The following is a 12,563-nucleotide window of genomic DNA, read 5'->3' as shown; positions in this document are numbered from 1 at the left end:
ACGTAAGTGCCCATTCTTGCGTCTACCCTTTACGCCAGCCATAAGTTAGCAGCCGTTATGCCCCTATTTTCTAATCACGCTACTAATATTGATAACGCTAATAGTGATACATCTATATCTTCTGTACCCTCAAGATGGCAGCAGAAGGTAAATGGTCAGTTAAACTCTAAACCACGACACGCAAAAATAGCACCTTGGTTAATAAATACCGCAAGCTTTGTCATCATGGGAATGTTGATATTGCTAAGTTTATCTATTGGGGTTGCTGATTTTTCATGGTCAGGTGTTTTTCATAGCCTCGCCAATCATAGTGCCAACTCAGACAGCTCACTGATGCTGGTCAGCCGCTTACCGCGGACGATTGCTATTATTTTGACCGGTATTGCCATGGCAGTGGCTGGGATGATTATTCAAGTGGTACTCAAGAATCGCTTTGTAGAGCCGTCTATGGTCGGCGCAACTCAAAGCGCTGCCCTTGGCTTATTGGTGGTGAGTCTGTTCTTTCCAGCCAGCGCGCTAATTATAAAGATGAGTGTGGCAACCATTGCGGCGGTATTTGGCATGATGCTCTTTATGCTGCTGATTCATCGTATTCCGCCGACAGATTTCTTGATGATTCCGTTGATTGGTATTGTCTTTGGCGGGATTATTGATGCTATTACTACCTTTATTGCCTATCAAACGGAAACGTTACAGATGCTCAGCGTTTGGCAATTTGGTGACTTCTCAAGCGTGTTGTCAGGACGGTATGAGCTGTTATGGTTGACCGGCGGGCTGTGTATTATTGCTTATATTATCGCCGATAAGCTGACCATTATTGGTTTGGGCGATAATATTGCTTTAAATTTGGGTATCAGTAAGCGTCATGTGACGTGGATTGGCGTTGGTATGGTCGCCATGATGAGTGCCGTGGTCGTGGTGACGGTTGGCATGATTCCTTTTATTGGTTTGGTCGTGCCAAATATCGTCAGTCGCATTATGGGTGATAAGCTCAGGCGCAGCTTGCCAGCGGTCGCGTTATTGGGTGCTTCAGCGATATTACTTTGCGATATTATCGGACGCTCGATTCGCTATCCGTTCGAGATTCCGGTAGCAACTGTCTTTGGCGTGGTCGGAACGGTGGTGTTTTTATGGCTATTATTACGTGCGCCTGCTGAGTCCTAAATGAGTTAGATTATCTAAGTTTTCATTGTTTTACTTGCCATTCTCTTTTATAAGATTAGCGTATGTTTTTACCTTCTGCCTCGTCTGGTCAAACGACTGATGCTACTATTGATAGTGCTAAGAGTGCTACCGCCAACCTGAACCTATTAGCAAAATTCTGGGCAAGGCTATGGTTAGCTATCAGTCAACATCCTAAATCTGTTGCGGCTCTTGTTTTATTAATCTCCGCCATTTTATTTTTAACCGTCAATGTCCATGGGCATTGGGATTTTGCCCTGCCACTACGGGGCAAAAAACTATTGGCGCTGATGGTGGTCGGCTACGCAATTGGCGTCTCTACTCTGCTTTTTCAGACTTTAACCCATAACCCTATCCTCACGCCCTCATTATTGGGCTTTGATTCGCTTTATGTATTATTACAAAGCGTATTGGTATTTTTCTTAGGCGCAATTAGCTTTACTAGTCTTAATCCAGTTGCCAAATTTTCGCTTGAGATTGTATTGATGTTTGGCGCGTCGTTATTGCTGTTTAAATTACTCTTCTCCAAAAGCAGTCAGGACTTAACGCGGCTGATATTGGTAGGGGTTATTTTTGGAGTCTTGTTTCGCAGCTTATCAGCCCTGATTGCGCGACTGATTAATCCAGATGATTTTGTGGTGGTGCAATCGGCAAGTTACGCGCAGTTTAATACGGTCAATCCGCAGCTATTAGTCATCAGTCTATTTATTTGTGTCGTAAGTGCGCTATTTATTTGGCGCTGGCGGTATCAATGTGATGTGCTGATGTTGGGTAAAGCGCAGGCAACTAATCTCGGTATTAACTATCAACGTTTGGCATTTGGGCTATTAACCGTCATCGCGGTATTGGTCGCTACAGCTACGGCGTTGATCGGTCCAGTGACCTTTTTTGGCTTATTGGTCTGCGCTCTAACCAATCGACTGGCGCGCCATATGTATCATAGCGAACGGCTCATTTTAGTGAGTTTAGTAGCGATGATTTGCTTGGTACTCGGTCAAACGCTCTTTGAACAAGTGCTCGGTATGGCAGGCGTATTATCAGTCGTTATTGAGCTGGCAGGCGGCTTGGTATTTCTAGCATTGATATTTATGAGCCAGCGGCGCTCGAACTAAAAACTCTAATCACTTATTAAACATTCAGCTAAAAAAGAAGCATTATGATAAAAATAACGGGTGTATCGCATCATATTGGCAAGCAGCAGATTTTACACGATATCAACTTATTGTTGCCACCGTCACAAGTCATCGCTTTAATTGGTCCCAATGGTGCCGGTAAATCGACGTTATTTTCGGTGATGGCGCGGTTGCAATCATTGCAAAGCGGACAGGTTAGCTTTGCTGTAGATAATGAGGAACGTGATATTGTTCAATGCGATGCGCGTACCCTTGCGACGACGGTAGCCATGCTCAGTCAAGACAATCAAGTGCAAGGGCGGCTGCGGGTGCATGAATTACTGATGTTTGGGCGCTATCCGTATCATCAAGGTCGTCCAACGGCAAGCGATCAGGAAAAAGTGGCTGAGATTATCGAACGCTTTGAGCTAGAGCCATTAGCGGAGCGTTTTTTATCTGCCTTATCGGGTGGACAGCGGCAACGGGTGCTGATTGCGATGATTGTTTGCCAAGATACACCGTATTTATTGCTTGATGAGCCGCTAAATAATCTCGATATGTATCATTCGGGGCGCTTGATGCGTGAATTACGCCAGTTGAGTCATACTCAGCAAAAAACCGTCGTCATTGTCCTCCATGACATCAATCAGGCCGCACAGTTTGCCGATACTGTGGTGACTATGAAGGACGGTCAAGTACAAGCTATTGGACGTCCTGTCGATGTCATTACCCAAGAGACCATGAAAGATCTCTATAACGTTGATGTCACTGTAATCAATCACCAAGGTCGTCCGGTAATCGTGGATGCGGCTTAAAATCGTACTTGTAAGTGGCTTTGTCACTTTTAGCCCGGTTTTATCTCAGCTTTCGCAAAGATTTTAAGCGTTGCTGTCGACCTTTCCACCACAGATATACCCCAGTACCAGACAAGACAGCAACGGCTACTCCAATCAATGCCAAGAAGATTTGATATGCTAAATGACCGACACCATGACTGATATGTCCCATATGTAAAGTAGATAGCCATTGATCAGCTTTATGACCAAATGAGGCGTTTTGATAAGCAAAATTTACTTTCTCAACGCTACCATCTCTTGCATTGACTGTAATTGAAGACGCGCCATTTTTCTTGCCGATGTCTTGATTGGTTTTAAAGCGCATCTGCCACTGCTTATCTTCCTCAACCCAGCGAACGCCTAATAATTGCTGCACGGTTAAGCCGTTTTTTTGCGCGGCAATAGTTGCTTTCTTGCTTAAGTAATCGATACTATTGGCTTTATTAACAATATTAGCGGTGATCATTTCAGTGCTAACTGGCGCGCTAGATTTATCTGCTTTATTCAATTTATCTTCTTTGCCTTTGTTACCTGCTTTACTGTCAAGACCGAGCACCGCTTGCATTACCGGCTTATAAACCTGCTGCAAATTAAACCCCACACTTGACCATGCAATCACAAACAGCATCAGCCACAACCATAAACCAAACGCATGATGCGCATCATAATTAAGCTTAAAGGCATTGGTTTTGGTGCGGATTTTCCACGCAGGCAGCCAGCGTTTTAATAAAGACGCCCGTTTTTTAGCAGAATATTGGGGCGGCACATGATTCTTTTTAACCGCTCTTGGAAAGGTTAAATAAAATCCAATAAAACAATTAATCGTCCAAACAAGCGCAATAATACCCAGTACCAGCTTGCCGATATCACCAAGCAACAACTCACGATGCAGCCAGAACACCTTCCACATGGTATTGCGCCATGCCCACTCGTCTTTATCACGTGCCCCAATGATATCCGCAGTATAGGGATTGATATAAACCTCTTGAAATAAAGGCGCAGGTTCTACCTTTACATCGCCTTTATATTTATCAACCGCAAAAACGACGGCGCGGTTAGGCTCGATTGCTACTGGCATGGTCGAAAAACTGTATTCTGGATAATGGCTAATCACCTTGTCCTGCAAGGTGGCGATAGACAATGGCGGTGTCTGCGCTTTCTCAACAACCGCCAAACGCTGATTAAATACCGCGTCCAGCTCATCGTGAAATGCCAATAGCGCGCCCGTTATACCAGCCATAAGTAAAAAAGCGGCCATCACAAGTCCAGTATAACGGTGAATCCATAGGCAAGTTTGGCGTGGGTTAAATGAAATCATTGATTATTATTCTTTGTTAATTTTAGCGTTAGAATTGCGCTAAATGCTGATGTGTTAAAGACGCATAAAACGGTTTAAAAAAGACATATGGTTTAAAAAAGAGGTTTCAACATAAAAAAGCCAGCTCTTATACAAAGCAGCTGGCTTTTTTAACACTCATTTTTTACGCATGATCAGTATAAATTTAGAACTGATAGGTTAAAGATGCTTTGATATTGCGACCGGGTTCAAAGTCGGTACGCAAACCATCTGCTTGTTCTGCAAGCGAACGTGACGCATGGCTGGCATAGGTTTCATCAAAGATATTATAAACCCCAACAGTCGCTTTTAAACCCTCGACTTGTTTTGGCATATAGCTCATAAAAATATCATGCACATCATAGTTAGACTTTTCAGGCTGGGCAGATTCAGTTTTGGGCGTGATGGCAGCCACATAGGTACTGCGCCAGCCCAGCTCGGTGGTGTCTGTTGGTACGTAGGCCAAGTTCACCATATATTTATCGCCAGAGTCGGCACTGCCACCCGTTACTGATGGGATGCTATAGCCCGTTTTATCACCTTTGCTACGTGCATGGGCATAGCTTAGACCCATGCTAAAATTATCCATTTTATAGTCAGCAGCGAGCTCAACACCCTTAATTTTATAATCTTCATCTTTATTGACCGCGCCTTGGCAAGCGCCACCAAGTTGTCCAGTGGTACAGTCTAAGCCAACGCGAGTACCACCAGAACGGACAAATTCAATAAAGTTTTCGATATCAGTTTCAAAATATTTTCCGCTAAGTTGCAGTGCATCGCCCGCTACCGTTAGGTCACGCAATGTTTTAACGATACCAATCTCAGCATTTGACCCTTCTTCTGCTTTTAAGTCACTATTGACGTAGGTTTTGTCGCCATCTGAGTTAAAGATCGCTTGGCTCAAATCAGGACCGTTAAATAATTGCGTATAACTGGCAAATACTTGCGTTAACGGTGCAATCTCATAGCTTGCTGCAAGCGCACCAACGACATTGTCATAAGTTTTGCCACCAGCAACAAATTCAGGCGACTCATAACGGTCGTAGCGTACGCCCGGCGTTAAGGTTAATTTGCCATTTTTCCACTGATCTTCTAGATAAATAGAGGTATTCTTGGCTTCATCGGTGCCTTTTTTAACAAAGTCACGCTCTAGCTCAGATTCTTTTTTATAGTGCTCAACACCGGCGATTAGTTTATGGCTGCCGACATTGGTATCAATAACACTGGTATTTTGAATTTTTGCGCCGGTGGTTTTTACGCCCGCTTCCCAGTTATAACCTGGCTTTGTCGTATAGTCGGTATCTCGTGAAATCTGCGTTTCGGTTTGATAAACATTGGTATCGACATTGACCAAGTTACTGGCAGGATTGTAGCTATAGTCTAAACCATAGGTATCACGCTTAACCTTTTGCGGCAGAATTTCATTCCAGCTGCCAACGCCTGGGCTTGCTGGGAAATCTGGGCGTAATGGGAACATGCCTTCGTTTTCGGTACGGCTAAAGCTAGCCCCTACGTGATGGTCATTGGCAATATACGCACCTGCCTTTAATAAAATATTCTCGCCTTTGCTATCTTCCGTTTGGATCTTACGACCTTCGCCATCTTCACCCGCATTGGCATTACGCTGACCATAATAAGCCAGTAAGTCTATATTATCCGTTGGCGCAGCAAACACAGTCGCTGAGGTGAGCAATTCATCATTATTACTAGCATAACCTGCATGCAATTTGGCACCGATTTTTTGCCCCGGTTTTAGCAAATCAGCGGCATCAACGGTTTTAAAAGCAACTGCGCCACCTAGCGCATCGTTACCTAGTGTCACTGAGTTATTACCGACCGATACTTCCGCTTGTTTTAGCAAATCAGGGTCAATGGTCACATCGCCCATATGATAAAACAGCGTGCCTTCTTGGCGAGCGCCATCAATAGTGACTTTTAGATTGGTATCATCCAGTCCACGTACGCGAATGCGTTGATTAACTGCTGACGTACCACCTACCGTAACACCGGGTACGACATTTAAAAAATCACTTAAGTGGCTTGCCTGCGCAGCTGGGGTATAGCCTTCAACATCAACATCGCCCTCTTGCACGCTTTCACGTACTGAGCTGTTTGCCGTCACTGTGATGGTCTGTAAGGTAGTGCTCGGCATATCTGCTGAGGTCCCAGCACTCGCCGCTTGTGCCCCTAATACTGCTGCTATGCCCATAGACAATACGGTCAATCGACTAGAAAATCTTGCTAATTTTACTTCGCGCATAACATACTCACTTTATCTAGTATAAGAATTTTAAAACTCGTTTAGGAAACCAATAATCAGTAATTTTTGCCCAAAATCACTTTCTAAAAAGCTTGATGCTTTAATAATTATTAAGTTTCATATAAGAATGACATTATTAATGTTAATGATAATGATTAGCGTTTAAATATTGACAGGCATAATAACGAAGTATTAACAATTTGGCAATATTTAAACTGAAAAATTTTCTTTTAATATCTTTGTAGGCTTGTATCGGCACCTGCACATCTGATGAATACCTTTAGTGTATTGCCGTCTACATAAGTTCCCCATATATGCGGAGGCGATTATCAGCGACTGAGTGATTATTTATAAACGCTGAATATCAAAAAAAAGTATTGCAATATACTGCCAATTACATATACCCTAAGATAGTTGACTATTTAGTCAGGTTTGTACATACGACTATCGGTCAGACTGAGAAAGACTGGTTATTTGCTTGCATGTATTTGCATAAGGATCATGCGACTCTGTGTTTGATACTGTGTAAACAGCTAGCTGCGATAAGGGCTTATAGAGACCCTCATATGTCTCCTATTTATCAACGTAACGCTGTCTCTAAATATCTTTACAGAGCTTGGACTAAAAGTCACTTTAGGAGAAAGCCAAAATGAGTGAGCATACTCAAGGAAATCCCGATTTATTGTACGGACTGCACGACCGTCCTGCGCCTGCAAAAGCATTTTTAGGTGCGGTACAGCATGTACTCGCCGCTTTCGTTGGTGTTATTACGCCCTCATTGATTATTGGCGGTGCTTTGGGTCTAGGTGAGCATATTCCCTACCTGATCAGTATGGCGCTAATGGTATCTGGGGTTTCAACCTTTATTCAAACCCGTAAATTTGGTCCTGTCGGTTCAGGGCTGATGGCTCTGCAAGGCACCAGCTTTGGTTTTTTAGCGGCAGTGTTAGCAGCAGGTTTTGTAGTAAAAAACCGAGGTGGTAGTCCTGAGGAGATTCTCTCTGTTATCTTTGGCGTGACGTTCTTAGGCGCCTTTGTCGAGATATTCTTGAGTCAGTTTATTACTAAACTTAAATCCTTGATGAGCCCTATCGTCACCGGCTGTGTCATTGTCACTATTGGTTTGTCCCTAACCAAAGTTGGTCTAACCGATCTAGCAGGCGGTGTTGGTGCAGAGAATTTTGGTAGCATGGAGAATTTGCTACTGGGTGGCGGGGTCTTAATCAGTGTCGTGCTTATTAGTATCGTACCTAACAAAGTTATTCGCTCAAGCGCTATTTTTATTGGTCTGATGTTAGGCTTGCTGGTAGCAGCATTTATGGGTCGTATTGACTTCTCATTAGTCTCACAAGCCCCGCTACTGACTGTACCTGTGCCTTTCAAGTTTGGCTTTAGTTTTGATTGGCAAGCGTTTATACCGATTGCTTTTATGTATATTATTACCAGTATCGAGACTGCTGGTGATTTGACCGCGACGTCGATGATCTCAGGTGAGCCTATCAAAGGTCCACTATATGAGAAACGTATCAAAGGTGGGGTACTAGCTGACGGTGTCAACTCTGCCATTGCTGGTATCTTTAACAGCTTCCCAGTCACTACTTTTAGCCAGAATAATGGCGTTATTCAGATGACGGGTATCGCTAGTCGCTATGTAGGCTTCTATGTCGGCGGTATCTTATTTTTTATGGGTTTATTCCCTATCCTAGGTGCTATCTTCACTCAGCTGCCAAAACCAGTAGTTGGTGGTGTGACATTGTTGATGTTTGCAACCGTAGCGACTGCTGGTATTCGCATACTTTCGACCGTAAACTTTACCCATCGTAATATCTTAATCATAGCCACCTCTCTAGGTTTGGCGATGGGTGTTGCCTTTGTGCCTGATGTATTTGCACAAATGCCGCAGATGTTCCGTAATATCTTTGGTTCAGCAGTGACCGTATCGGGTATTATCGCGATTACGCTTGATATGATTTTACCAAAAAGCTTTGGTGCGGAGTTTGATACGGCTGACCAGCATGCTGAGGATGACGTGAAGTCTGCTCGTGAAGCCGCTTAAGAATCAAGGGTTAGATGATTTTCTAAGACAATGTAAAAGACTTTGCTGAGTGACAAAAGAAAAGGATTGCCTTAATGATAAAGCGCTAATTAGCAGCGATATCGTTAAAGCAATCCTTTATGCGTCAAGCCATTCATTAATAGCAGTTATTCCAATCTACCCCTACTCGAGTCCGCAACCTCGTAGTATAAAAGGTATTAAGAAGTCAGCAGCGCGGGCCTCGTCTGTCTCATCATACGCGCTCTTTTGCATTAAGCCGACGATTTCTGTTTCAAACTCTGCATAGCGCTGCGTGGTTGCCCAAATCAAAATCAATAGCTGTAAAGGGTCAGCAATGGCAATTTTGCCTTGCTCATGCCATATCTTCATGACTTGTGTCTTATCCAGTGCCCAATCTTTCATCGCCGTCGACATAAAATCATGTAAATGCGGGGCACCGCCGATGACCTCTAACGCAAATAGCTTATGGCGATTTGGGTTTGCAAATGCTTGATGCAATTTGGTGCGGACGAATTTTTCGATAACGGTTCTTGGATCGCTGTCTACTGTCATCGTCACCAAGCCATCATTCCACTCTTGAATGATGGCACGCAAAACTACTTTGTACAGATTGGTCTTACTCTTAAAATAGTAATGCACATTGGCTTTTGGCAGCCCTGCTCGATCAGCGATACCTTGCATGGTGGCACCGCGATAGCTTTTCAGCACAAACTCTTCTTCAGCGGCAGTCAAAATCACCGCTTGGTTTTGGGCACGAATATCATGCTGATTGCGATGAACCACGCTCTCAGAGGCGGATGAAGCTTTTGCTTTAGAAATTTGAGTCATAGGTTGCACCATTAGACATTTATATCAGTAAGTACCATATTCTAGCGTGACTTTAAGATAAACTGTGAATAAACACACTGATTATTAGCATATCTAGTAAAAAATAAAAATATTTTGCATAAAGTAGTTGACCATTTAGTCAGGTTTAAGCAGAATGGATATATATTAACCAATTATGACTCAATCGATACTACTTTCACCTGAGTTTTTCCCTGAGTTAAGTAATCAACAGACTAATATCAGCACACGATACTGTCTGTACCTTATAAATTCATATCACTCAAATGATAAATGTGTATCCGTCAACACTTTGTGTCAACAGATAAGGATATCACTGTGAGCTTATCACTAGCGCAACTGAACGCCCTCTCGCAAGCCGATGCGACCTCAGAATTTCTAACGTGCTGTACTAGTAGCCAATGGGCGCAAACCTTGGCAGACGCACGTCCGTTTGCAGATATAAAAGCACTATTGAGTGCAAGCGATGACGCATGGCAACAAGCTAAAGCGGATGAAGCTAACTTGCTAGAAGCCTTTGATGGTCACCCACAGATTGGCAATGTCGACTCATTAAAAGAGAAGTATCGCAATACGCAAGACAGTGCTGCTCATGAGCAATCAGGCGCCAATGACGCTGAAGATGCGGTACTTGAAGCGTTAGCACAAGGCAATCAAGACTATCTCGATAAATTCGGCTTTATCTTTATTGTCTTTGCAACTGGTAAAAGCGCGCAGCAAATGCTTGATCTATTGCAAGCACGCCTGCCAAATGATCGCGAGACTGAATTGCTCAATGCGGCTACTGAACAAAATAAAATCACGCGTTTGCGTTTACAAAAACTGTTAGGCGACGCTTAAATCTTGCTTTGTCTCTCTCATACATAAAAGGAATTATTATGTCAGGTACTCTTTCATCACATATTTTAGACACCCATCTTGGCAAGCCTGCCGCTGATATCGCAGTGACGTTACATCGTATTAGTGCCAGTGGCGAGCCGTCATTATTGGCAAACGGTGTCACCAACGCTGATGGTCGCGTGACGCCAGATAGCTGGGCATTTAACCCAGAAATTGATATTGCCGAGTATCATTTAGATATCGGTCGCTATACGCTGACCTTTGATACCCAAGCATATTTTGATACGCAAAACCTCACAGTATTTTATCCGCAAGTGGTCATCGATTTTATGATACAAGATAACGGTCACTACCATGTGCCGCTACTGCTTAGCGCACACGGCTACGGCACTTATCGCGGATCATGATTTTATAGCTTTATGACTCGAAACCTTATAAAAACAAGGCTAAACGAGTGCTGGAAACTTTAAACACCTGACAATGAGGTCAGTGATTTAAGACCAAATGAATAATCCTGGTATCGCTACGTTGTATCACAATCTTTTATAATAACGAAGGTGAGCAAAAGTCGTTACGAGTTACCAAGATATAATAATATAAAAGGACATTGACAACATGGGTGCATATCTTCTCGATTGGCTAAGCTTATTTTTCCGCTGGTTTCACGTTATCGCTGGTGTAGCATGGATTGGCGCATCATTTTATTTCGTATGGCTAGATATGAGTCTTCAGAAGCCACCAGAATGGAAAGCAAAAAAAGGCATTTCAGGCGATCTTTGGGCAGTACATGGTGGTGGTTTCTATGAAATTGCCAAATACAAGCTCGAACCTGAAGAGATGCCAAAAACGCTGCATTGGTTTAAGTGGGAAGCTTACACCACATGGCTGACTGGTATGGCGATGCTCATTATTGTCTACTACATCAATGCCACAGCTTATTTGATTGATCCGAGCAAAGTTGATTTTGGTAGCAGTGTTGGTGCTATATCGACCAGTCTACTGTTCTTATTCGGTAGTTATTTTATTTATGAAGTCATTGTACGCAGCAATGTCGGCAAAAATAAACTGGCTTTTAGTGTCACTATCTTTGTACTCATGATTATCGCCACTTGGGGCTCATACCAGCTGTTTAGTGATCGTGCATCCTTTATCCATGTCGGTGCCATTTTAGGTACTATCATGGCAGGTAATGTCTTCTTCGGTATTATGCCGGCTCAGCGCGCACTCGTAGATTGTGTACGCCGCGGCGTAAAACCAGGTCCAGAAGTAGCAGATTTGGCATTGATGGCCAGAAATCGCTCATTGATGAATAACTACTTTACCTTGCCGCTTATCTTTATCATGATTAGTAATCACTATCCAATGATGTATTCACATGCGCATGGTTGGTTAATATTGGTATTCATTGGTGTCATCACGGCAACAGCTCGTCATTACTTCAACGAAAAACACTTGGGTCGCCATAGACCAAAATTCTTAGTGATTCCTGCGATAGCAACCGTGCTATTGATTATCTGGATGCGTCCAGCACCTATCGAGCCATTACCAGTTTCTCCAATCAAGACGCCTGCTGTCACTGAAGTAGCACCGACAGATACACCGCCTGCTGCTGTCACTCAAGATACGAATACGGTAGCACCTGCTACTGCTACAGAGGCTGATTCCAATGCGGTTGCTGGCGGAACTGCCGCTACCGAAGTAGTACCTGTTGCTGCTTCAGCTGACGACGCTATCATGAAAGTAGTAGAAGCAAAATGTAGCGTTTGCCATGCGGCACAACCAACACAAGCTGGATTTAATGCGCCGCCAGCGGGTATTATTATCCAAACCCCTGCAGACATAAAAACTCATCAAGCTAAGATTGTGACTGCCGTACAAAGTGGCTATATGCCACTGGGTAATATCACTCAGCTAAGCGATGAAGAGCGCCAACAACTGGTCGCTTATGCTTCAGGGTTATAAATGAGCATTCTAGACAAAGAAGAGTAAACGCTGATCAAACAATTATCTTGACCAATGACCTAGACATCCTTAAAGTGTTAACAATAAACATTAATAAGTGTTAACAATGTTTATTTCGATTGATTCCAATCTA

The 12,563-nt window shown here is 43.4% G+C and carries 10 protein-coding genes; 7 read left to right on the top strand and 3 right to left on the bottom strand.

All coding sequences use genetic code 11. From position 1 onward, the window contains the following. Positions 1 to 57 precede the first annotated feature (57 nt). The 3 genes from OEG80_RS03040 (at position 58) to OEG80_RS03030 (ending at position 3,109) form a co-directional block, all read left to right on the top strand. Positions 58 to 1,164: an ABC transporter permease gene (locus OEG80_RS03040; protein ID WP_263241684.1), complete on the top strand. Its 1,107-nt coding sequence runs from the start codon at positions 58 to 60 to the stop codon at positions 1,162 to 1,164. A 62-nt stretch (positions 1,165 to 1,226) separates the two neighbouring features. After that, positions 1,227 to 2,294, top strand: coding sequence for an iron chelate uptake ABC transporter family permease subunit (locus OEG80_RS03035; RefSeq protein ID WP_263241682.1), 1,068 nt, complete (start codon positions 1,227 to 1,229; stop codon positions 2,292 to 2,294). A 44-nt stretch (positions 2,295 to 2,338) separates the two neighbouring features. After that, the gene (locus OEG80_RS03030) at positions 2,339 to 3,109 is read left to right on the top strand and encodes an iron ABC transporter ATP-binding protein (RefSeq protein ID WP_263241681.1); all 771 of its coding nucleotides are present in this window, start codon (positions 2,339 to 2,341) and stop codon (positions 3,107 to 3,109) included. 40 nt (positions 3,110 to 3,149) lie between these two features. Here the strand turns inward: OEG80_RS03030 and OEG80_RS03025 are convergent, their stop codons facing one another. Both OEG80_RS03025 and OEG80_RS03020 read right to left on the bottom strand, forming a co-directional pair. Further along, a complete protein-coding gene (locus OEG80_RS03025; RefSeq protein WP_263241680.1) occupies positions 3,150 to 4,448 on the bottom strand; it encodes a PepSY-associated TM helix domain-containing protein in 1,299 nt (432 codons plus the stop codon). A gap of 184 nt (positions 4,449 to 4,632) precedes the next feature. Further along, positions 4,633 to 6,726, bottom strand: coding sequence for a TonB-dependent receptor domain-containing protein (locus OEG80_RS03020; RefSeq protein ID WP_263241679.1), 2,094 nt, complete (start codon positions 6,724 to 6,726; stop codon positions 4,633 to 4,635). A gap of 649 nt (positions 6,727 to 7,375) precedes the next feature. Between OEG80_RS03020 and OEG80_RS03015 the strand changes: the two genes are divergently transcribed. After that, on the top strand, positions 7,376 to 8,782 hold the full coding sequence (locus tag OEG80_RS03015; protein ID WP_149409241.1) for a uracil-xanthine permease family protein: 1,407 nt from the start codon (positions 7,376 to 7,378) through the stop codon (positions 8,780 to 8,782). A 162-nt stretch (positions 8,783 to 8,944) separates the two neighbouring features. Here the strand turns inward: OEG80_RS03015 and OEG80_RS03010 are convergent, their stop codons facing one another. Continuing rightward, the gene (locus OEG80_RS03010; protein WP_011514234.1) at positions 8,945 to 9,610 is read right to left on the bottom strand and encodes a TetR/AcrR family transcriptional regulator; all 666 of its coding nucleotides are present in this window, start codon (positions 9,608 to 9,610) and stop codon (positions 8,945 to 8,947) included. A gap of 336 nt (positions 9,611 to 9,946) precedes the next feature. On the opposite strand from OEG80_RS03010, the gene uraD reads away from it, so the two are divergent. The 3 genes from uraD to OEG80_RS02995 all read left to right on the top strand — a co-directional run bounded on the left by uraD (position 9,947) and on the right by OEG80_RS02995 (position 12,430). Beyond that, positions 9,947 to 10,468, top strand: coding sequence for a 2-oxo-4-hydroxy-4-carboxy-5-ureidoimidazoline decarboxylase (uraD, locus tag OEG80_RS03005; protein ID WP_020444093.1), 522 nt, complete (start codon positions 9,947 to 9,949; stop codon positions 10,466 to 10,468). 38 nt (positions 10,469 to 10,506) lie between these two features. Continuing rightward, positions 10,507 to 10,875 (top strand): hydroxyisourate hydrolase, encoded by a 369-nt coding sequence (gene uraH / locus OEG80_RS03000; protein WP_011514236.1) that lies wholly within the window; start codon positions 10,507 to 10,509, stop codon positions 10,873 to 10,875. Positions 10,876 to 11,083: 208 nt separating this feature from the next. Next, positions 11,084 to 12,430, top strand: coding sequence for a urate hydroxylase PuuD (locus tag OEG80_RS02995; protein ID WP_263241676.1), 1,347 nt, complete (start codon positions 11,084 to 11,086; stop codon positions 12,428 to 12,430). Positions 12,431 to 12,563 lie beyond the last annotated feature (133 nt).

The organism is Psychrobacter sp. SC65A.3 (genome assembly GCF_025642195.1).
Classification (GTDB): Bacteria; Pseudomonadota; Gammaproteobacteria; order Pseudomonadales; family Moraxellaceae; genus Psychrobacter; species Psychrobacter cryohalolentis.
Note: the sequence above shows the minus strand (reverse complement) of the source record. Positions and strands in the feature narration are given on the sequence as shown.

Coding starts and splice junctions, on each gene's coding strand:
- OEG80_RS03040 (WP_263241684.1), top strand. CDS start 58: ATGCCCCTATTTTCTAATCACGCTACTAATATTGATAACGCTAATAGT.
- OEG80_RS03035 (WP_263241682.1), top strand. CDS start 1,227: ATGTTTTTACCTTCTGCCTCGTCTGGTCAAACGACTGATGCTACTATT.
- OEG80_RS03030 (WP_263241681.1), top strand. CDS start 2,339: ATGATAAAAATAACGGGTGTATCGCATCATATTGGCAAGCAGCAGATT.
- OEG80_RS03025 (WP_263241680.1), bottom strand. CDS start 4,448: ATGATTTCATTTAACCCACGCCAAACTTGCCTATGGATTCACCGTTAT.
- OEG80_RS03020 (WP_263241679.1), bottom strand. CDS start 6,726: ATGCGCGAAGTAAAATTAGCAAGATTTTCTAGTCGATTGACCGTATTG.
- OEG80_RS03015 (WP_149409241.1), top strand. CDS start 7,376: ATGAGTGAGCATACTCAAGGAAATCCCGATTTATTGTACGGACTGCAC.
- OEG80_RS03010 (WP_011514234.1), bottom strand. CDS start 9,610: ATGACTCAAATTTCTAAAGCAAAAGCTTCATCCGCCTCTGAGAGCGTG.
- uraH (WP_011514236.1), top strand. CDS start 10,507: ATGTCAGGTACTCTTTCATCACATATTTTAGACACCCATCTTGGCAAG.
- OEG80_RS02995 (WP_263241676.1), top strand. CDS start 11,084: ATGGGTGCATATCTTCTCGATTGGCTAAGCTTATTTTTCCGCTGGTTT.